At 68.3% G+C, this 19,437-nt stretch carries 17 protein-coding genes; 9 read left to right on the top strand and 8 right to left on the bottom strand.

Annotation, left to right across the window (positions count from 1 at the left end; genetic code table 11):
• Positions 1 to 7: 7 nt before the first annotated feature.
• Both QHF89_RS14590 and QHF89_RS14585 read right to left on the bottom strand, forming a co-directional pair.
• Complete coding sequence (locus tag QHF89_RS14590) at positions 8 to 421, bottom strand: hypothetical protein (RefSeq protein WP_136928740.1); 414 nt, start codon at positions 419 to 421, stop codon at positions 8 to 10.
• Positions 422 to 446: 25 nt separating this feature from the next.
• The gene (locus QHF89_RS14585) at positions 447 to 1,676 is read right to left on the bottom strand and encodes a mechanosensitive ion channel family protein (RefSeq protein WP_284720487.1); all 1,230 of its coding nucleotides are present in this window, start codon (positions 1,674 to 1,676) and stop codon (positions 447 to 449) included.
• 46 nt (positions 1,677 to 1,722) lie between these two features.
• On the opposite strand from QHF89_RS14585, the gene QHF89_RS14580 reads away from it, so the two are divergent.
• Positions 1,723 to 2,610 carry an alpha/beta fold hydrolase gene (locus QHF89_RS14580; protein WP_284720486.1) on the top strand — a complete coding sequence of 296 codons (888 nt, stop codon included), beginning with the start codon at positions 1,723 to 1,725 and terminating at the stop codon, positions 2,608 to 2,610.
• Between the two features lie 7 nt (positions 2,611 to 2,617).
• Here the strand turns inward: QHF89_RS14580 and QHF89_RS14575 are convergent, their stop codons facing one another.
• Positions 2,618 to 3,334: a hypothetical protein gene (locus tag QHF89_RS14575; RefSeq protein ID WP_136928742.1), complete on the bottom strand. Its 717-nt coding sequence runs from the start codon at positions 3,332 to 3,334 to the stop codon at positions 2,618 to 2,620.
• A gap of 144 nt (positions 3,335 to 3,478) precedes the next feature.
• Between QHF89_RS14575 and QHF89_RS14570 the strand changes: the two genes are divergently transcribed.
• Positions 3,479 to 5,041: a 4-hydroxyphenylacetate 3-hydroxylase N-terminal domain-containing protein gene (locus QHF89_RS14570; protein ID WP_284720485.1), complete on the top strand. Its 1,563-nt coding sequence runs from the start codon at positions 3,479 to 3,481 to the stop codon at positions 5,039 to 5,041.
• A 15-nt stretch (positions 5,042 to 5,056) separates the two neighbouring features.
• On the opposite strand, the gene QHF89_RS14565 is transcribed toward QHF89_RS14570, so the two are convergent.
• Positions 5,057 to 5,911, bottom strand: a complete 855-nt coding sequence (locus QHF89_RS14565) for a DUF6929 family protein (RefSeq protein WP_136966810.1) — start codon at positions 5,909 to 5,911, stop codon at positions 5,057 to 5,059.
• A gap of 104 nt (positions 5,912 to 6,015) precedes the next feature.
• Here QHF89_RS14565 and QHF89_RS14560 point away from each other — a divergent pair, with 104 nt between their 5' ends.
• Positions 6,016 to 8,028: an alpha-1,4-glucan--maltose-1-phosphate maltosyltransferase gene (locus QHF89_RS14560; protein WP_136966809.1), complete on the top strand. Its 2,013-nt coding sequence runs from the start codon at positions 6,016 to 6,018 to the stop codon at positions 8,026 to 8,028.
• Complete coding sequence (gene treS / locus QHF89_RS14555; RefSeq protein ID WP_136966808.1) at positions 8,025 to 11,336, top strand: maltose alpha-D-glucosyltransferase; 3,312 nt, start codon at positions 8,025 to 8,027, stop codon at positions 11,334 to 11,336. Before QHF89_RS14560 ends, treS begins: the two co-directional genes overlap by 4 nt.
• Positions 11,337 to 11,342: 6 nt before the next feature.
• Here the strand turns inward: treS and QHF89_RS14550 are convergent, their stop codons facing one another.
• Positions 11,343 to 11,726 (bottom strand): translational machinery protein, encoded by a 384-nt coding sequence (locus QHF89_RS14550; protein ID WP_136966807.1) that lies wholly within the window; start codon positions 11,724 to 11,726, stop codon positions 11,343 to 11,345.
• A 190-nt stretch (positions 11,727 to 11,916) separates the two neighbouring features.
• On the opposite strand from QHF89_RS14550, the gene QHF89_RS14545 reads away from it, so the two are divergent.
• Genes QHF89_RS14545 through QHF89_RS14525 form a run of 5 tightly spaced genes read left to right on the top strand, consistent with a single transcriptional unit; the run spans position 11,917 to position 16,747 of the window.
• Positions 11,917 to 12,711, top strand: a complete 795-nt coding sequence (locus tag QHF89_RS14545; RefSeq protein WP_284720484.1) for an HAD family hydrolase — start codon at positions 11,917 to 11,919, stop codon at positions 12,709 to 12,711.
• Between the two features lie 4 nt (positions 12,712 to 12,715).
• Entirely contained in the window at positions 12,716 to 13,801 is a 1,086-nt protein-coding gene (locus tag QHF89_RS14540) for an ABC transporter ATP-binding protein (RefSeq protein ID WP_136966805.1), read from the top strand.
• Entirely contained in the window at positions 13,798 to 15,069 is a 1,272-nt protein-coding gene (locus tag QHF89_RS14535; protein WP_136966804.1) for an ABC transporter substrate-binding protein, read from the top strand. Before QHF89_RS14540 ends, QHF89_RS14535 begins: the two co-directional genes overlap by 4 nt.
• Positions 15,066 to 15,944, top strand: coding sequence for a carbohydrate ABC transporter permease (locus QHF89_RS14530; protein WP_136966803.1), 879 nt, complete (start codon positions 15,066 to 15,068; stop codon positions 15,942 to 15,944). Before QHF89_RS14535 ends, QHF89_RS14530 begins: the two co-directional genes overlap by 4 nt.
• The gene (locus QHF89_RS14525; RefSeq protein ID WP_136966802.1) at positions 15,941 to 16,747 is read left to right on the top strand and encodes a carbohydrate ABC transporter permease; all 807 of its coding nucleotides are present in this window, start codon (positions 15,941 to 15,943) and stop codon (positions 16,745 to 16,747) included. The genes QHF89_RS14530 and QHF89_RS14525 overlap by 4 nt, the downstream gene beginning before the upstream one ends.
• Positions 16,748 to 16,751: 4 nt before the next feature.
• Here the strand turns inward: QHF89_RS14525 and QHF89_RS14520 are convergent, their stop codons facing one another.
• The 3 genes from QHF89_RS14520 to QHF89_RS14510 form a co-directional block, all read right to left on the bottom strand.
• The gene (locus tag QHF89_RS14520; RefSeq protein WP_136966801.1) at positions 16,752 to 17,390 is read right to left on the bottom strand and encodes a hypothetical protein; all 639 of its coding nucleotides are present in this window, start codon (positions 17,388 to 17,390) and stop codon (positions 16,752 to 16,754) included.
• Positions 17,391 to 17,453: 63 nt separating this feature from the next.
• Complete coding sequence (locus QHF89_RS14515; RefSeq protein WP_136966800.1) at positions 17,454 to 17,915, bottom strand: hypothetical protein; 462 nt, start codon at positions 17,913 to 17,915, stop codon at positions 17,454 to 17,456.
• 101 nt (positions 17,916 to 18,016) lie between these two features.
• On the bottom strand, positions 18,017 to 19,405 hold the full coding sequence (locus QHF89_RS14510) for an NHL repeat-containing protein (RefSeq protein ID WP_284720483.1): 1,389 nt from the start codon (positions 19,403 to 19,405) through the stop codon (positions 18,017 to 18,019).
• Between the last annotated feature and the right edge of the window lie 32 nt (positions 19,406 to 19,437).

Genomic DNA, 19,437 nt, shown 5'->3' with positions numbered 1-19,437 from the left:
CAGGTGATCACCAGGGGGATGACTTCTGGGCCGTGCGTACGAGCTCGACGGCGCGGCGGCCGATGTACTCCTCGACGTCGGCGGGCGCGATGTGCCGGTCCTTGGCGAAGTCGAACTCGCGCGGCTTGCCGTCGCCGAACGTCACGCGCACGACGGCCGCGTCCCGGGCGAGCTCTACGCGCAGGCTGAAATCGCCGAGCTTCAGCTTGTAGTCGTCCGCCTGCTCGCCGAACGTGGGCACTTGCCCCTTGTCGCGCAGCCGGTCGCGGGTGAAGCGCAGCGCCTCGGCGCCCAGCGAGAGCGCGGCCTCGGCCGTGTGGAGCGCCTCTTGGACGCGCTTTCGATGCCGTTCCTGCTCCTCGGCGTCGCGCTCCGCTTTGGTCTTCGCTGCCTCGATGAGCTCGTCTCGCCAGCTTGCCACGGGGCCTCCTCGTCTCGGACTTTTGTCACGTATCCTTCAGATCGGTCGCGCTGTAAAGCCTCACCGCTTGGGCCTCCTTTTCGGCCGGGCGCGGCTGCGGAGGGGACGGATACGACGCCACGTGGACCGTCTGCGTCGGAAACGCAAACGCCGAGCCGTTTTTCTCGACGATTTCCATCAACCCGAGCAGGATCTCCTCCCGCCACGTAAGAAACTCCGTCCACTCGGAGGAGTCGAACCAGACCATCACCTCGATCGTCAGCGCCGACTCGCCGATGCCGATCAAGTTCACGTTGATCGCGTCGGGGTAAATGCCCGGCCGCTCGGCGAGATAACCGCGCATCTCCTCCACGATCTGCCGCACCACGGCGGGGCGCGTCGCGTACACGAGGTTGAGCTTCGTGTGCAGGCGCAGCCGGTCGCGGACGCTGTAGTTCTCGATCCGCATGTCCGACAGCCGCCCGTTCGGCATCGTCACGAGCGTCCGGTCGAGCGTCCGGATCCGCGTCGAGCGCAGGCCAATCTGCTCCACGGTCCCCACGAGATCGTCGACCTTCACGTAATCGCCGATGTGCAGCGGCCGGTCCACGCCGATCGTGAACGAGCCGAACAGGTTCTCCAGCGTCTTCTGGCTCGCGAGCGCGACGGCGATGCCGCCGATCCCGAGGCCCGCGATGATCCCCGTCACCTGTAGGCCGAGCTGCCCGAGCACCACGATGAACCCGAAAATCACGAGCAGGACCTTCGCGGCCTTCGTCGAGATCGCCACGAGCGAGAGCGCGCCGCCGCGATCCTTCGTGTCGCCCGCCTTCGCGATCCGCGCCCCCACGCGGTGGGCGAGCACATCGAGCAGGCCGAAGAGGCCCCAGAGCAGGCTCGCGACGAGCAACGCGTCGACGCCGCGGCCCACCACGTCGCTCGCCGCGCGGCGCAGCGCGATCGCTGGTTCCACGGACCAGAACGCCGTCGTCCCGAAGAAGAGCGTCGCGGGCCCGCGGAGCGCGACGAGCAGCTCGTCGTCCCACTTCGTCGCCGTGCGCCGGGCGATCGGCATCGTGAGGCGCACGAAAAGCGCGGACACGAGGGCGCCGATGAGCATCGAGAGCACGAACGCGAGCGGCAGCGCGACCCACTGCCACATGGCCACGCCGTACACCGACTTCGTGTACGCCCAGGTGGGGAGGTTGCGGATCACCCATCCCGGCGTCACGCCGGGCTGCGCGGCGAACAGGGGGATCGGCAGTTCGTCCAGCATGGCGCGCACTGTAGCGAAGGACGCGGCGCGTGGTAGCCTCGTCTCCATGATCGCAATCGGGCCTGTCTCCGCCCGGACCGACGACGGCTGGCACCTGCGCGGCGAGGTCCTCGCCGAAGGCGCGCGGCCCGCGGTGGCGCTGCTCCTGCACGCGATGATGGCGAGCCGCAGGAGCATGGACAAACCACGCGGCGCGGGCCTCGCCGCGACCCTCGCCGCGGCCGGGCTCTCGGTCATCTCCATGGACCTGCGCGGCCACGGCGAGAGCGGCCCCTCCGCGCGGGAAGGCGCGCGGTACACGTACGACGATTGCGTCCTCTTCGACGTGCCCGCGCTCGTCGGCCTCACCCGCTCCCTGTTCCCGGACAAGCGCGTGATCGTCGTCGGCCACAGCCTCGGCGCACACGCGGCGCTCGTGTCGGCCGGCGTTTTTCCGGACAAGGCCCCCGACGCGATCGCCTCGATCGCCGGGAACTTCTGGTTCCCTTCGGACGAACCGAGCGCCGCGCGGCGCGCCGCGAAGGCGGCCACGCTCCGGACCTGGCTCGCCGCGGCGGAGGCCGTCGGCTATTTTGACCCCAAACCATTACGCATCGGCACGGACGCCGTCGCCTTGCCGTACATCCGCCAGTTCTGGAAGGTGTGGTCCTCCGATCGCTACGGCAGCATCGACGATCGGTACGATTATGCGGAGGCGCTCACCCGCGTCGCCTGCCCGGTCCTCGCCGTGGCGAGCGAGGGCGACAAACTCCTCGCGCACCCTGCCTCCGTCTCGCGTTTCTTCTCCCGCATCGGCAGCGCGGAGAAGAGGCTGCGCGTCGTGACGCACGCCGAGCACGAAGGCCGCGCGCCGGATCACATGGGGCTCGTGACCGACGCGCGCTCGCTCCCCGTCTGGCGCGAAATCGCGCAATGGGCGGCCGCGCTCGCCTGACGCGCCTTCAATCGACCTGCAAATGCCAGTGCGGCGGCGCTGACTCTTCGAGCAGGGTCACGCCTTTCGCGTCGTTCACGGCCGCGACGAATGCCTTCTTGTCGGACGACGACATGTCGCGGCTTCGCACGTCCACGGCCCCCGCGCGGAGGTGCGCCGAAATGTACACGCCGCGGGCGATCTGCGATTTGAGCACCTCGTACATCGCGGCCACGACGTCGTCCGGCTCCTTCCGCGCCGCGCGTGCTTTCTCGTAGGCCTGCGTGATCTCGCGCGCAGCCTCCTTGTTCCGGTAGAGCCGGAGCGGATCCCCGCCGACGCGCAGCATCTTGTACATGGCCTTGGCCTGCCGCGCCGCGTCCCGCGTCCCGCTCGTGACCGTGACGTGTTTTCCCGTCCGCCGGAAGTACGCCTCGTCGATCGCGTCGACCTTGTCCGCGACCGGATCCGGCAGCGTCACGTCCGCGACGGCATTCCAGGCCGGCGGTTTTCCCCGTGGTGTCGACTTTTCGAGGCGCGGCGGCGATAACGGCGGACGGGCGGCTTCTTCGGGCGACAGGTTGGGCAGATCGTCGCAGTCGAGGGCGAGCGCGGCGCGTGGTTCGGCCGTGGAGAGGGGCGGCAGAAGGAAGGACGCGTCGAGTTCCGCGACCTCGCGCGAGCAGCCTGCGCCGAGGGCGAGCGCGCAGGCGAGGGCGACCGTTCGGACGAGCGAGCTCCGCATGGGGCGCCCGCGATGTTGCACCGGACAGCCGGGGGCGCCAAAAAAAGCGCGGTCCTTTCGCGACGCTGCGGGATATTCTCGACGAAATCTGCGGTAGAACGGGCAGACCGGGCTAGACTACCGGGCTGCCCAGGAGACGACGTCATGAGCGCCCCTCGCACGAATGGCACCGCGGCCCCTCGCATGCGCCCGCTCACCGGCGCGGAGTACCTCGAGAGCCTGCGCGACGGGCGTGACGTCTGGATCCGCGGCGAGCGCGTCACCGACCTGCCAAACCACCCGGTCTTCCGCAACGCCACGCGGATGCTCGCGCGCCTCTACGACGCCCTGCACGATCCCGCGCGGCAAAGCGCGCTCACGGCCGAGACGGCCCTCGGCTCGGGCGCCCGGACGCACCGCTTCTTCTGCATCCCGCGGAGCATCGACGATCTCGTGGCGACGCGCGACGCCATCGCAGAATGGGCGCGCATCACGTACGGCTGGATGGGGCAAAGCCCGGAGGAAGGCGCGAGCCTCGTCGCGACGCTCGGCGCCGCGCCCGAGGTCTATGGCCGCTTCGCCGACAACGCGCGGACCTGGTATCGCAATGCGAGCACGCAGGCCCTCTTTTTCCATCACGCGATGCTCGAACGACGCACGCACCCGCCGAATGCCGCGGCCCCGGCGCCTCTCTACGTCGAGCGCGAGACCGACGCGGGGATCGTCCTCAATGGCGCGACGCCCGTCCCTTCGGTCGCGGCGCTCTCCCATGGCAGCTTCGTCGTGCATCCGGGGATCGTGGGCGACGAGGAGATCCCCCTCTCGTTCGTCGTGCCCATGGGCAGCCGCGGCGTGAAGCTGCAATGCCGCGCGAGCGCCACCACGAACACGAAGCTCCACGGCAGCCCCTTCGACCACCCGCTGACGAGCCGCCTCGAAGAGGACGACGCCGTCCTTTCGTTCGACGAGGTCCTCATCCCCTGGGAAAACGTATTTCTGTATCGCGATGAAGACGGACGAGCCGCGGCCTTCCAGCGCGCCTCCTTCGCCGCGCGCGCGAGCTTCCAGGAGTGCACGCGCCTCAGCATCAAGCTCGAATTCCTCGCGGGCCTGCTTTTGCGCTCCGTCGAGGCGGCGGGCACGGGCGGCTCGCCGGAGGTACGCGCCGCGCTCGGCGAAGTCCTCTCCTACCGCAATCTGTTCTGGGGCCTGACCGAGGCGCAGGCGCGGGTCCCGGCGCCCTGGGCGAACGGCGCCTTGCTCCCGAACCCCGAACATGGTTTGTCCTTCCGCATCTTTTCGACCCTCGCTTATCCGCGGCTGCGCGACGTCATCGAGCGGGCGGTGGGCACCGGCCAGGTCTTCCTCTCCGCGAACGCGAGCGACTTCATGAACCCCGAGACGCGGGCGTACCTCGAGCGCTTCGTGCGTGGCGAGAATGGCTACACCGCGCTCGATCGGGTCAAGCTCACGAAGCTGCTCTGGGACGCGCTCGGCGGCCAGATCGACAGCCATTTCGCCTCGGGCGACCGCCTGGAGAGCGCCGACGACATGCGCATCGATGTGCTCTCCGCGGCCACCACGAGTGGCCTCGCCGAGCGCTGCAAGGCCTTCGCGGGCCGCTGCCTCGACGAGTACGACCTCCAAGGTTGGCGCACCAAGGATCTCTTGACGCCGAACGAGCTCGTCCCGGTCGTCTCCTCGCGGAGGCGGCCGTCGTCGTGGTGAAGCCGCGGCCTCGCCTCAGAAAAACCCTTCCAGCGCGATCGCGCAAAGCTCCGCAGGCCGCTCGGGATCGTCGGGATCGGTGACGGCCCAGATCGTCTTTCGCTCCGGATCGAACGTGATCCCCTCGACCTTGCGGCACGAGCCCTCCCCCGAGGGTTCTTCGAGCATGGCATAACGCGCCTGCTCGCCCGTGACAAACCCAACGGCGGCGCCCACGACCGGTCCGTCGTCGATTGCGTTCGGCGTCCCCTCGGCGACGGCGAGGTAAAGCGTCCGCCCGCCGAACGCCGACGCGTCCGTGAAATGCAGCGGCACGCCCTCCGCGAATCCGAGATCGTACGACGTGTGCCCGAAAATCTCCACCGCGTGGCCTTGGAGCACGCTCCCGGCCACATCCACGGTCGCGCTCGCCCCGGGCCCCGCGCCGCGATGGAAGAGGCGCAAGACCTCGCCCGCCAGCAACGCGCCCTCGATGTTCGGCCGGACGCCGATCCGCGCCTCGACGGCGTCGAAGAGCGGCCCGAGGTCCGTGACCTGCACGCGGCCCGAATCGAGATCCACCGACGCCTTGTGCCGACGCACAGCCGCGGAGCCCGACCCGAGCACCGTCACGACCCGCCCCGGCCCCACGAACGCAGCCTCGAAATCCGGTTTTTTGGATTTCGGCAGCTCCTCCCCGCTCCCTTCGAGCCTCACGCGCGACATCACACCCGACGCCGGATCGACCCACACCACGGAGAAGGCGTCGTCCTGGATCACGAGCAATCGTTGGTCGTGCCAAACCAGCGCCGATCCCGCTCGCACCCCGGGCAGGGGCCGGGACGTGAGGATGCGGGCGCGCAAATGGGGATCCAGGGAGGCTTTGATCACGACGTCCGCTCTTACCCTGGACCTCGGCCGGACGACAACCTTTCTCTTCCCGGGCCCGCCCGCTCGGACAACTCCCCTCGCCTGCGGCGCATCGAAGCGCCTCGGTGGATCTCGACAAGCTCCCTGAAGAAGGCCGCCGGCGTGTGCAGATCGAGCGCGTCCGTCCCGAGATCGACGGCGGGCGCTTCCCGATCAAGCGAATCCTCGGCGATCGCATCGACGTCTCGGCCCTCGTGTACGCCGACGGGCACGACCTGCTCGCCTGCTCGCTCCTCTATCGCCCCGCGCCGTCCATCGGGGATCCCGATCCGCCCTGGCTCTCGGCCAAGCTCGAAGCCACCGCGGAGCCCGATCGATTCATCGCATCGTTTTCGCCCGACACGATCGGCCTCTGGCAATACACCATCGAGGCCTTGATCGATCGGTTCGGCACGTTCCGCCGCGACCTCAAGAAACGCGTCGAGGCGGCGCAGGACGTCTCCGTCGACATCCTCGACGGCGCGACTCTGCTCGAACAGGCCGCCAAGGATGCGACCGGCGACGACGCCCGCTCCTTCGCGGCCGTGGCTGCGCGTCTGCGCGACGACACGATTCCGCTCACCGAACGAATCACGCTCGCGCTCGACAGCGGCCTGTGCGTGGCCGCCGCGCGGCACCCCGACCGCCGCCTCGCCACGCGATACCCGGGCATCCTCGAAGTCGTCGTCGACCCCGAAAAGGCCCGCTTCTCCACCTGGTACGAGCTTTTTCCCCGTTCCTTCGGCCCCGAGGGTCGCCACGGCACCTTCGCCGACGCCGAGGCGCGCCTGCCGTACGTCGCCGAAATGGGCTTCGACGTCCTGTACCTCCCGCCGATCCATCCGATTGGCCAGACGAACCGCAAAGGGAAAAACAACACCCTCGTCGCGCAGCGGGGCGACGTCGGCAGCCCCTGGGCCATCGGCGCGCCCGAGGGCGGCCATACCGCGGTGCACCCCTCGCTCGGCACCCTCGACGATTTCGATCGATTTTTCCAGGCCGCAGCGCGCCTCGGCATCGACGTCGCGCTCGACATCGCCTTGCAGGCCTCGCCGGATCACCCCTGGGTCCAGGAGCATCCGGGGTGGTTCCCGCGCCGCGCCGACGGCACCGCCCGGCATGCCGAGAATCCTCCCAAGAAGTACCAGGACATCCACCCCTTCGATTTCGAGGCCGAAGAGTGGCCCGAACTCTGGCGATCGCTCGAAGGCATTTTCCGGTTCTGGATCGCCCGCGGCGTCCGCTTCTTCCGCGTCGACAACCCGCACACGAAGCCCCTGCCGTTCTGGGAGTGGGTCATCCGCTCGATCAAGCGCGACCACCCCGAGGTCATTTTCCTCTCCGAGGCATTCACGCGCCCCGCGCTCATGCATGGCCTCGCCAAACGCGGCTTCACCCAGTCGTACACCTATTTCACCTGGCGTGTCTCCAAGGACGAGATCACGTCCTACATGCACGACCTCACGAAGACCGAGGTCGCCGAGTTTTACCGGCCGAACTTCTGGCCGAACACCCCCGACATCCTGCCCGAGCACCTCCAGAACGGCGAGCCCGCGGCATTCCTCATCCGCCTCGTCCTCGCCGCCACGCTGTCGAGCTCGTACGGCATGTATGGCCCGGCGTTCGAGCTCATGGAGCACAATCCCCCGCGCGAGGGCGCCGAGGAATATGCGAACAGCGAGAAATACGAACTCCGCCGCTGGGACCTCCGCCGCCCGGACAGCCTGCGCCCCATGATCACGCGCATCAACCGCATCCGGATGGAGCACCCTGCGCTGGCGCGCAACGACAATCTCCAATTTTTCCAGACGGACAGCGACCTCATCCTAGCCTATGGCAAGACGCACGGGGACGATACGCTGATCGTCGTCGTCAACCTCGATCCGTATCACCAGCACGGCGCGTGGGTCGAGCTCGATCTGCCGGGCCTCACGGACGCGGGCCGAGGCTTCGAGGTCCATGACCTCCTGAGCAGCGCGCGTTATACGTTCCGAGGAAAGCGAAACTGGGTCGAGCTCGATCCGCGGACCTCGCCCGCCTGTGTCTTCCATGCGCGGAGGCTCGCCCGCAGAGAGACCGATTACGAGTATTTCCTATGAAACGCGATCCCCTCTGGTACAAGGACGCCGTCGTCTACGAGCTGCACGTCCGCGCGTTCAACGATCAGAACGGCGACGGGATCGGGGATCTCCCGGGGCTCACGTACAAGCTCGATTATCTCCAGGACCTCGGCGTCACGGCCATCTGGCTCCTGCCGTTCTATCCCTCGCCGCTCCGGGACGGCGGCTACGACATCGCCGATTACACGGGCGTCAGCGAGAGTTACGGTACGCGCGAGGACTTCGCCCGCCTGCTCCGCGAGGCCCACGAGCGGGACATCCACGTCATCACCGAGCTCGTCCTCAATCACACGTCGAGCGAGCACGCCTGGTTCCAGCGCGCGCGCCGCGCCCCGCCCGGCGACCCGTACCGTGATTTTTACGTGTGGAGCGACGCGCCGAACCGCTTCGAGGAGGCGCGCATCATCTTCCAGGATTTCGAGAGCTCGAACTGGGCCTGGGATCCCGTCGCGCGGGCTTACTACTGGCACCGATTTTATGCCCACCAGCCCGACCTCAATTTCGACAACCCCGCCGTCCACGAGGCGCTGCTCAAGGTCGTCGATCACTGGTTCGACATGGGCGTCGACGGCATGCGCCTCGACGCCGTGCCGTACCTCTATGAACGCGAGGGGACGAACTGCGAGAACCTCGCCGAGACGCACGCGTTCCTGAGAAAACTCCGCGCCCACGTCGATTCTCGCCACGAGGGCCGCATGCTCCTCGCCGAGGCGAACCAGTGGCCCACCGACGCCGCCGCGTATTTCGGCGCCGGCGACGAGTGCCACATGAACTTCCATTTCCCGCTCATGCCGCGCATGTTCATGGCAGTCGAGCTCGAAGACAGCTTTCCCATCGTCAACATCCTCCGCCAGACCCCGTCGATCCCCGAGTCCTGCCAGTGGGCGACGTTCCTCCGGAACCACGACGAGCTCACGCTCGAAATGGTCACCGACGAGGACCGCGATTACATGGTCAAGGTCTACGCCGAGGAGCGCAACGCGCGCATCAACCTCGGCATCCGCCGCCGCCTCGCCCCGCTCATGCGCACGCGCCGCCGCATCGAGCTCATGAACGCGCTCCTCTTCTCGCTGCCGGGCACGCCCGTCCTCTATTACGGCGACGAGATCGGCATGGGCGACAACATCTTCCTCGGTGACCGCGACGGCGTCCGCACGCCCATGCAATGGAGTTCCGATCGCAATGCGGGGTTTTCCCGCTGCAACCCGCAGCGGCTCTACCTGCCCGTCATCGTCGACCCCGAGTTCCATTATGAGGCCGTCAACGTCGAAGCCCAGCAGGCGAACCCGCAGTCCTTGCTCTGGTGGATGAAGCGCCTCATCGGCCTGCGCAAGCAATACGAGGTCTTCGGCCGCGGCACGATCGAGTTCCTCCAGCCCGACAACCACCGCGTCCTCGCGTTCATCCGCTCCCACCGGGACGAGCACGTGCTCGTCGTCGCGAACCTCTCGCGGTATGGCCAGTTCGTCGAGCTCGACCTCTCGCGCTTCCGCGGCATGGTGCCCACGGAGCTCTTCGGCCGGACCCGCTTCCCCGAGGTCGAAGGCAAATACCCGCTCTCGCTCGGGCCACACGATTTCTTCTGGTTCGGCCTCGAGCGCACCGCGCCTCTCACGATCGCCGCGCGCGAAAGGCTCCCGGTCCTGCTCGCCGAGCAATCCATCGAGAGCCTCGTGAAGCGGCCCGAGGGGCGGCGCGCGCTCGAACGTGTCCTCTGCAATGACCTCGCGACGCGGCGGTATTTCCGCAGCAAAGGCCGCGCGCGTTCGAGCGCCACGATCCTGGACGCCATTCCTCTCGGTGATCCCAGCGCCCCGCTCGCGTGGCTCCTCTTCGTCCGCGTCGATTTCGCCTCAGGGCCTCCAGAGACCTACGTCCTGCCCATCGCCTTCGTGACGGGCGAGCGCGCGCGAGAGCTCGAAACCAGCGCGGCCCACGCCGTCATCGCGGCCGTTCGGCTGCACGTGAGCAATGGGCACACCGAGGTCATCGAAGGCACGCTCGTCGACGCGCTCGTCGACCCCGATCTCGCGAATGCGCTCCTTCGGTTCGTGCGCCAGGGCGCGAGGTTTGCCGGGGCGCGCGGCGAGATCCGGTTCGTCCCGCATCCCTTCCTGCAAAACGTGCCCGAGGAGGCCACCGAGCGCGGCCGGCTCCTCTCGGCCGAGCAATCGAACAGCATCCTCGTGTATGGCGAATCCGTGATGCTCAAGCTCTTCCGCCAGGTCGAGGAGGGCATCAATCCCGAGTTCGAGGTCCAGGCGTTCCTCGACGCGCAAGGCTACCCCAACGTCCCGCGACTCGGGGGCGCCATCGAATACCAGGTGACCGGGCGTGATCGCACAGTGCTCGGGATGGTCCAGCAATGGGTGCCGAGCCGGGGGAATGCGTTCCAGCTCGCGCTCGAATCCATCGACCTCTTCTTCGAGAGGGTCCTCGCCGATGAAGCCGCGCGCTCGGGCGCCGTGCCGCCCCTGCCGCGGGGCACGTTCACCGAGCGCGCGCGCGGCGCGACGCCGCCCCTCGCGCACGACCTGCTCGGCGCGCAGGTGGTTTGGCTGAACAAACTCGGCCAGAGGACGGCCGAGCTCCACGCGGCGCTCGCGGCCGACACGACCGATGGCACGTTCGGCCGCGAGCCTTATTCCACCTTGCACCAGCAATCCCTTTATCAGGGCGCGCACACGATGCTCGCGCGCACCTTCGACGCGCTTCGCCGGCGGGCGCGCGCCTTGCCCGAGGGCGCGGCAGAGCTCGCGCGAGAGATCGTGCGACGCGAGGACGAGGTCGACCGGCGGTTCAAGGCGATCGGCGCGCGCAAGGTCGACGCCACGCGGATCCGTTGCCACGGCGACTTCCACCTCGGCCAGGTCCTCTTCACCGGCGACGATTTCGTCTTCATCGATTTCGAGGGCGAACCCATGCGCCCGCTCGCGACGCGCCGCTACCGCCGCACCCCGCTCCGGGACGTGGCCGGTATGCTCCGCTCCTTCGATTATGCGGCGGCCTCCGCCCTCGCCTCCGGCCGCGCGCGTCCCGAGGACGTGCCCGTGCTCGAACCCTGGACGAATGCATGGGCCGCCTGGGCCGAGGCCGTCTACCTCGCCGGGTACCTCGGCGCGGCCGCGGGGAGCGAGTTTCTCCCGAAACACGACCCCGACATCGACCTGCTCCTCGATTTCTACGTGCTCGAAAAATGCATTTACGAAATCGGCTACGAGCTCGACAATCGTCCCGATTGGCTCACCATCCCGCTCCGCGGCCTCGCGCGCATGCTCGAGGGCTGAGCCACCCTACAGCGTCCCCTCGCGCTTGAAGTACGCGCGCGCATGGGCGGCGATTTGCTTGTCGGTCGGGTGATCGAGGGTCTCCACCGCGACGACCCTCGATTTCAGGTCGTGGTGGTGGTTCTCCAGGTGCCGGACGAACGCGTCTTTCGCGTTCGCGGGCCCGACCACGAGGATCTCCTCGGTGCCGGCGAGGAGCATCGCGACATCGTGATAATAATGCGGGTCCTCGCTCGCGTGCCCCGACGAGGCCTTCGGACCCGCCTTGCGGTGCAGCTTCGAATGCGCGTGGGGTGACCTGATCACCTCCCCGGCATAACTCTCGGGCGTGAGGTGGAAAATGTGGGCCTCATTGTGATCGAGCCAAACGACGGCATGTCGGGTGGTCATGGCAAAGCTGCCATCGCAACGGACGTGCCGCGGGGCAGATCCACAGAAACTCGCTCCGGAGAACGCGAAGCGCGACAGATCGCGTCGTCACGAAACGCAAGGCGTGCGTGGCGGCGCAAGGACTGCGACGAACGCGTTTGCCTGCTGGCTGGATGGCCCGCCGCGCCGCGGATGTGGTAGGGGGGAGACCGTGCAGGAAGGTCGAACCCCGATGCAAGAGACCCCCGAGGGCGTCGTTCGGCGCCTCGTGGCCGCGCGCGCGGCGCTCCCGCGCGAGGAGGACCTGGTCCTCGCGTTCGACGCCGACGGGACGCTCTGGAGCGGCGACGTCGGCAACGACCTCTTCGAGACGCTGATCGCCGAGTCGGCAGTGCGCGAAGAGGCGCGCGAGGCGCTCATCGTCGAAGCCCGCGCGGCCGGCGTGAAGGCCGACAGCCGCACGCTCGACATCGCGCAAGGCCTCTACCAAGCGCTCGCGGAAGGCACGTATGAAGAAGTGCGCGCCTTCGCCATGATGGCCTGGGTCTTCGCGGGGTTTTCCCTGGGCGAGGTGGCGGAGTTTGCCGCGCGCGTCGTCGCGTCGCGCGGGCTCGAAGCGCGGCTGCACCGATTTCTTTCGCCCGTCCTCGCCTGGGCCGAGGCGGAAAAGGTGCCCGTGTGGGTGGTCTCGGCTTCGCCGCGCTGGATCGTCGAGGTTGGCGTCGCGCTCCTCGGAATCCCGGCGAATCGCGTTGTCGCGATGACGCCTCGTATCCAGGACGGGCGCATCGCGGCCGAGCTCGCCGGGCGGCCTGTTTATGGGGACCACAAGCCCCTCGCGCTGCGCGAGGCGTGCCCGGGCGCGACGCTGCTCGGCGCGTTCGGGGATTCGAGTTACGACGTGCCCATGCTCGCTTCGTCGCACGTGCCGGTCGGGGTGCGGCCGAAGGCGGGATTGCTCGCGCGCGCGGCCGAGATGCCGAGCCTCGTCGTCGTTGGGACCTGAGCCCATGGCGACGATCGAGCTCCGCGGACTCGTCCGAAAGCACCCCGGCACCGAAATCCCCGCCCTCGACAAACTCGATCTCGACGTGCGTGACGGCGAAATGCTCGTCCTCGTCGGCCCCTCGGGGTGCGGCAAATCGACGACGCTGCGCCTCGTCTCGGGGCTCGACACGCCCGACGCCGGGACAATCCGGATCGACGGGCGCGACGTCACGCATGTCGCGCCGCAGGATCGGGACGTCGCCATGGTGTTTCAAGGGTATGCCCTGTATCCGCACATGAAGGTGCGCGAGATCCTGGCGTTCCCTCTCAAAATGCGCAGCATGCCGCGTGCCGAGCAGGACAAAAAGGTCGGGGAGGCGGCGGAGATGCTCGGTTTGTCGAAGCTGCTCGATCGGCGCCCCGGCGAGCTCTCGGGCGGGGAGCGGCAACGGGTCGCGATGGGGCGGGCGATCGTGCGTTCGCCGCGGGTCTTTTTGTTCGACGAGCCGCTCTCGAACCTCGACGCCGCGCTCCGGGCGGAGCTGCGCGTCGAGCTCGCTTCGCTCGTGCGCAGGCTCGGCGTCACGAGCATTTACGTCACGCACGATCAGGTCGAGGCGATGACGATCGGCGATCGTATCGCCGTGATGAAGAGCGGCGTGCTCCAGCAGGTGGGGACGCCCAAGGAGATTTACGAGGCGCCGGCCAATGTCTTCGTGGCCTCGTTCCTCGGGACGCCGGCCATCAATCGCATCGAGGCGACGTACCACGCCGGTACGATCGAGGCGCCGAGCCTCCTTTTTTCGGTGCCGGTCACGCTCGGGCTGCCGAACCGCGTCGTCGTGGGGATCCGGCCGGAGCATGTATCGATCGTGCGCGACAAACCACGCCCCGACGACATTTCGATCACCGCAAAGGTCGTGCACGCCGAGCCCCTCGGCGCCGAGACGTATCTGTACCTCGACGCGGCGGGGACGAGGATTGCGGCGCGCATGCCGGGCTGGGGGTCCTTCGCGCCGGGCGACGCGCTCGTGGCCGCGGTCGAGCTGCGCCATTGCCTGTTCTTTGATGCCAGGACGGGCCAAAGGCTCACGGAGGCGCGAAAATGAGCGCGCGCCTCGGGCGCAGGGACGCGTTGATCACGCTCGCCTCGTCGTTCGCCGCCCTCGCGGGGGCCGGCTGCGCGCGCGGCGGCAAGGACGGCGAGGCGTCGTTGTGGTTCGCGTATGGCGGGACCAACCGCGAAGTGCTGCTCTCGCTGGTGAATCGGTTCAACGCCGAGCAATCCACGTATCGCATCAAGGCCATTTACCAGGGTGACTATTTCGAGGCCCTGGCAAAGCTCCGCACGGCCATCGCGGCGCGCGCGGCGCCGGCGCTCACGCACGTGGTCGGCGAAGTCGTGCCGTACCTCGCGCAGGCCGGCGCACTCCTGCCGATCGACGAGACCCACCCGGTGACCGGGGACGTCGTCGCCGCCCTCGGGCAAACGGGGTGTTTCGTGCGAGGCGGCGAGCGGCCGATCGTCTGCGCGCCTTTCAATCGATCGACGCCGATTGCGTATTACAACCGCGCGATCTTCGACGCGCTCGGCCTGCGCCCGCCGACCACCTGGAAAGAGCTCGAGTCCGTGGCCCGCGCAGCGACCGTCCGTGCCAACGACGGGACCGTGACCCGCCATGGATTCGCTTGCCCCATCGATTGGTGGTTCTGGGTCGCGCTCGTGGGCCAAGCGGGCGGGACTGTCGTCGAGGACGACGGGACGCCCTCGCTCGGCGGCGAGGCCGGGGTGCGCGCGCTCGAATTCTGGCAGCGGCTCGTGCACGAGGAGCGCACGATGAAGCCGCCGCCCGGGCGTGATTACAATGCCTGGCAAGCCACGAACACCGATTTCCTCGCGGGCCGCGTGGCGATGATCTGGACCTCGACCGCGTTCCTCAAGTACCTCGAAACGAACGCCAAATTCCCGGTCGGCGCCGCGCCGCTGCCGGGGGACGTACGCCGGAGCGTGCCCACGGGCGGCACGATGTTCGTCGTGCCGACCGCCTCCTCGGAGCACGAGCGCCCCGCGGCCCGCGCCTTCCTGCAATGGATGATGGAGCCGCGGCAAGCGAACGAATGGGCCACGCGGACGGGGTATTTGCCCGTCTCGCAAAAGGGGCTCGCCGAACTCGAAGCGAGCGGGTATTACCGCGAGCACCCGAATGACCGGGTCGCGCTCGATCAATTGAAGGACGCGTTCGCGTGGCCGTGGGCGCCGTCCTTGTTCCGCATCCAGCGCGAGGCGGTGCAGCCGCGGCTCGAAGAGGCCGTCCTCGCCAGGAGGGACGCGCGGGCGACGCTCGACGAGGCGCGCCGCGCGGCGGGGGAGCCATGAAGCCGAAGCGCCCGCTCGATCCTTATCTCTTCCTCGCCCCGACGGCGCTCGTGCTCGGCCTCTTCTTTTTCTGGCCGCTCGCGCTCGTCTTCAAGAACAGCTTTTATCGGTGGGACATGCTCACGCCTCCCGAATGGGTGGGCACGGCGAATTACGGACAGATCCTCGCGAGCGGCGAGCTTTGGGGCACGATCGGGCGGACGCTCTCCTATAGCGTCGTGGTCGTGGTGATCTCGCTCGGCCTCGGCCTCGGCCTCGCGCTCGCGCTCGATCGCCCCGGAAAGCTGTATGCCTTCGTGCGGGGCGCGGTCTTCAGCGCGTACGTTGTCTCGTGGGTCGCCGTGGCCCTCTTGTGGATGTGGATCCTCGACGCGGACGGCGGGCTGCTCTCCACGCTTTGCCGCTCCATCGGCATCGTCCCCAAGAACTGGCTCGGGGATCCCGCGGTCGCGCTCTACACGCTCGCGGCCGTGAGCGTCTGGAAAATCACGGGGTATTCGATGGTGATTTTCCTGGCGGGCCTCCAGGACATCCCGCGCTCCTTGCACGAAGCCGCGGCGCTCGACGGGGCCGGGCCCATTTCGCGGTTCCTCCACGTCACCTGGCCCATGTTGCGCCCGAGCGCGTCGTTCGTCGGGACGACCAGCTTGATCCTCTCGTTCCAGGCCTTCGACGTGGTCCGCGTGATGACGCAAGGCGGGCCCGTGAAATCGACGACGGTCTTCGTCTACGCGATTTACGAGCACGTCTTCGTGAACCTGCGCGTCGGGCGGGCGAGCGCGATGACGGTCGCGTTTTTCGTGCTCCTGCTCGGGCTCACGGCCTTGCAGCTCGGGTCCTGGCGGCTCGGCCGAACCGGCGCGAGGCGCGCATGAAGCTCGCCTTTTCGCGCCTCCTGCTCGTCGTCGTGGCCCTGCTCTGGGTCGGGCCGTATGCGTGGATGGTGCTGACTTCGCTCCGGACCTTGCCGGAGATCGTGGCGGCGCCCGCGTGGCCCCTCCCGAAATCGATCCAGTTCGACGCCTACCGCGAGGTCCTCACGGCGATCCCCGTCGGTCGGTATTTCCTCAACACGACGGTCATGGCCATGGCCATCGCGCTCCTCCAGATCCTGCTCGCCTTGCCCGCGGGATACGCGCTCGCCAAGTTGCATTTCGTCGGCAAGAAGGTCGCGTTTGCCCTCGTGCTCGCGTGCCTGCTCATTCCAGCGCAGGTGACGTTCGTCCCGGTCTTCTCGATGCTCGGCCCGCTCGGCCTCGTGAACACGTTCGCGGCGCTCGTCTTGCCGTTCGGCGTGAGCGCGCTCGGGACGTTCCTCGTGCGGCAAGCGCTGCTCTCCGTGCCCGACGAGATGATCGAGGCGGCGCGGCTCGACGGCGCGAGCGAGCTTCGGATCGTCTACGGCCTGCTCGCCCCAATGTTACGGCCGACGCTCGCGTCGCTCTTCCTCTTCAGCTTCGTGTTCCATTACAACGATTATTTCTGGCCGCTCGTCATGACCACCGACGACGACGTGCGCACCTTGCCCCTCGCGGTGGCCTTGCTCCGCGAGCAAGGCACGGGCGTGCGCTGGCATATCGTGATGGCGGGGAACGTGATCCTGAGCTTGCCCGTCCTCGCGCTCTTCGCGGCGGTGCAAAAGCAGATCCTGCGGGCGGTGACGGCGCGCGTCGGCTGAGCCGCTAAGGTTTTTCTGCGGGCTGCTTCGGCGTCTTCCCGGCCGTGTCGTCGTGCACCAGGAATTGCTCCGGCGTGAGCTCGCCCATCGTCACGCGTGCCGTGTGACGCTCCGGCGCGAGTTGCATCTGCCCCATCGCCCTCTCCACGCGCATGCCCAGGCCCGCCCAGGCCGCGCCCACCGCGCCCACCCCGACGGCCACCACGGAAAGCACACGCCGCACGCGCCTCCTCCGCACGCCGACGGGGCAATCGGAGGTCATCACCGTCCCGTCCTTGCGCTGGAAGTACCGGACGCAGAGGTTGCCCTCCTTGGACCGAATGAGCTGCTCCGCCTCCTGGGCGGTCATCGCGGAGAGGTTGTAGACGTTCTTCTCGCAGGACGTACAGAACCGCGCCCGATCGTCGCCCACCATCGAGGCCCAGTCCGCGCTGCAAGGGGCCGCAACCTCGACGCGGGACAGCAAAGGCAAGCGCCGCTTCTCGTCGAGGCGGCGCGTCACGTCCACGAGCTCCTTGCCGAGGTCCGCCCCCTCGCGCGAGAGGCCTTCGAGCTCGCGCTGCTGCGCCTCGATCTGCGCGAGGCGCGCCTCGATCTCGGCCTTCTTGATCTCCAGGGCGTGCTCGTCGTCGCGGTAGGCCATGGCCCTTGGACGCACGATTGAGCGATCGGTTTTGCGGGAGGATGAGATTTTGCGGCCGCGCGCTCAGTCGCGGCCGCCGAGCGGGTCCTTGCGCGTGGAAACCAGGAACGGATTGCCGCGCGGCTGCACCGTCGTGGTCGCCGCCTGCGTGGCCGGCGTCTCGCTCACCGGCTTGCGCGGGATGCGCACCTTGGGCTTGGGGAGAGGCTGGGGCAGGGGCTGCGGCTTGGGGAGGGGCTGCGGCTCGACGGCCGGGCCGAGGGCAAGCTCGATCGACGCCTTGGCCTTGGCGATCTGCGCGAGCGCATTCGCGCGCTCCCGCGGCCGGGCCGCCGTGGCTTGCTCGACCTCTTGCTCGGCGCGATCGAGGAACGCGAGGCCCCGCGCGAGCTTGAGCCGCGTCACCTGCTCGGCCGAGGGGAGCTCCGCGTCACACGCGGCCGACTCCTGCACCGCGCCCCTGCCGACGACGACCACGAGCGCTCCCGCGAGCACGAGCGTCGAGACCTTCCACACGTTCACCATCGGTTCCTCCCTCCGAGCGCAAGCTTAGCGCGCTCGCCATGTGGCGAGGTCGGGCCTCGATGTGACCAACTTTTTTTCGGGACGAGGCGATCGCGGCCCGGTCAGGGCGAAAGTTCGAGGAAAAACGCGTCGAACCCGCCGGCGCTCGCGGGCTCGTCCAGGACACCCACGAGCTTGCTCTGGAAGCCGCCGACGAGGAGCGGACGGCCCGTCTTGGGGGAGACGTCGACGGCGGTGATCCCCTGCGCCCAGGCGTCGCCAAAGTCGTGGCCCCAGACCACGTCGAGGGTCCCGCCCCGTAGCTTGAAGACGCAGGCGTCAGCGTCGAGCCCGCTCTCCGTTGCGAGGAGCTTGATGCCGAGCTGGAGCTGCTGCGAGAACAGGCAGCCGATCACGACATCCCCGGCCGGATCGAACGCGACGCCGGTGCCGGCTTGGATCCCGGGTCCTTGAAAGGCCGCGCTTCGGAGGAGCGCGCCGTCCGACGGCGAATAAAACGCGGCGAACATGTCCCATACGAGCATGTCGTCGTTCTTGTATTCCTTGCCGAGGAGGTCCATCGTCCCGCCGCGGAAATTGCCGACGAGCGCGATTTCACCGGTCTTCGGGGAGATGTCGATCGCGTCGACGATCTGGTCGCCCGACCCGCCCATCCTCTGCGCCCATTTCACATCCCCCGACGCCGCGTCGAGGCGCGCGAGGAACATGTCTTTCCCCTGCGTGAGCTCCCCTTCGAGCGGCCCGAGGGAGCTCTCCCCATCCATGAGCCCCGCCGCGATGACGTCGCCGTCGTCCGTGACCGCGAGCGCGTAGACCGCCTGGAATCCGGCGCCGCGCACCGGCACCCTCCAGCGGAGCTTGCCGGTGCGATCGTAGGACACCAAAAACCCGTCGCCCGTCCCTGACGCCTCGAGGGCTGCCTTGTCGCCGAAATCCACCGTCCCTGCGAACGAGCCGCCGAGGTACACGTTGCCCGCCGGATCAAACGCGACGGCGTGCGCCACCTGGTAGGCCTGGTCCCCGAGGGCCTTGAGGTACTTCAGCGCGCCACCCGCGTCGAACACGGCCAGAAACGCGTCCCGCGAGTTCGCCTGCGAGGCGTACGACTCGATTCCGATCTGGATCTTGCCACTGAAATACCCGGCCACCGCGACGTCCCCGTTCGGCGCGATCGCGAGGCTCGCGACGGTGATGAGCTTGCCCTCCGCCTCCGGCAGGAACTTGGTAGACCAATCCGAGATCGCCCCGTCAGGGCCGCGCCGGGTGAGCAGGACGTTGCCCTCTTTCGGCACGCCGTCGGCCTCCGCCACACCCGACCCGAAGCCGCCCATGAACACCACGCCGTCGTTCGAGGCCGCGACCGCATGGAAGGCGTCGTCCTTCGCGGTGACGACCCCGTGCTCGACCGCGACCGGCGTCCCCTTGCAGGCCACCTCCGCCGTGCAGCCATCGCCCAGCCCCGGCGGAGGCGGAGGCTCGTACTGCGACACCGTGCATCCCCCCACGGAAGCGAGACCCGAAC

The sequence above is a fragment of the Polyangium sorediatum genome, from assembly GCF_029946465.1.
Taxonomy (GTDB): domain Bacteria; phylum Myxococcota_A; class Polyangia; order Polyangiales; family Polyangiaceae; genus Polyangium; species Polyangium fumosum.
This window is presented reverse-complemented; position numbering and strand designations above follow the sequence as displayed.

Coding starts and splice junctions, on each gene's coding strand:
- QHF89_RS14585 (WP_284720487.1), bottom strand. CDS start 1,676: ATGCTGGACGAACTGCCGATCCCCCTGTTCGCCGCGCAGCCCGGCGTG.
- QHF89_RS14580 (WP_284720486.1), top strand. CDS start 1,723: ATGATCGCAATCGGGCCTGTCTCCGCCCGGACCGACGACGGCTGGCAC.
- QHF89_RS14575 (WP_136928742.1), bottom strand. CDS start 3,334: ATGCGGAGCTCGCTCGTCCGAACGGTCGCCCTCGCCTGCGCGCTCGCC.
- QHF89_RS14570 (WP_284720485.1), top strand. CDS start 3,479: ATGAGCGCCCCTCGCACGAATGGCACCGCGGCCCCTCGCATGCGCCCG.
- treS (WP_136966808.1), top strand. CDS start 8,025: ATGAAACGCGATCCCCTCTGGTACAAGGACGCCGTCGTCTACGAGCTG.
- QHF89_RS14550 (WP_136966807.1), bottom strand. CDS start 11,726: ATGACCACCCGACATGCCGTCGTTTGGCTCGATCACAATGAGGCCCAC.
- QHF89_RS14540 (WP_136966805.1), top strand. CDS start 12,716: ATGGCGACGATCGAGCTCCGCGGACTCGTCCGAAAGCACCCCGGCACC.
- QHF89_RS14535 (WP_136966804.1), top strand. CDS start 13,798: ATGAGCGCGCGCCTCGGGCGCAGGGACGCGTTGATCACGCTCGCCTCG.
- QHF89_RS14530 (WP_136966803.1), top strand. CDS start 15,066: ATGAAGCCGAAGCGCCCGCTCGATCCTTATCTCTTCCTCGCCCCGACG.
- QHF89_RS14525 (WP_136966802.1), top strand. CDS start 15,941: ATGAAGCTCGCCTTTTCGCGCCTCCTGCTCGTCGTCGTGGCCCTGCTC.
- QHF89_RS14520 (WP_136966801.1), bottom strand. CDS start 17,390: ATGGCCTACCGCGACGACGAGCACGCCCTGGAGATCAAGAAGGCCGAG.
- QHF89_RS14515 (WP_136966800.1), bottom strand. CDS start 17,915: ATGGTGAACGTGTGGAAGGTCTCGACGCTCGTGCTCGCGGGAGCGCTC.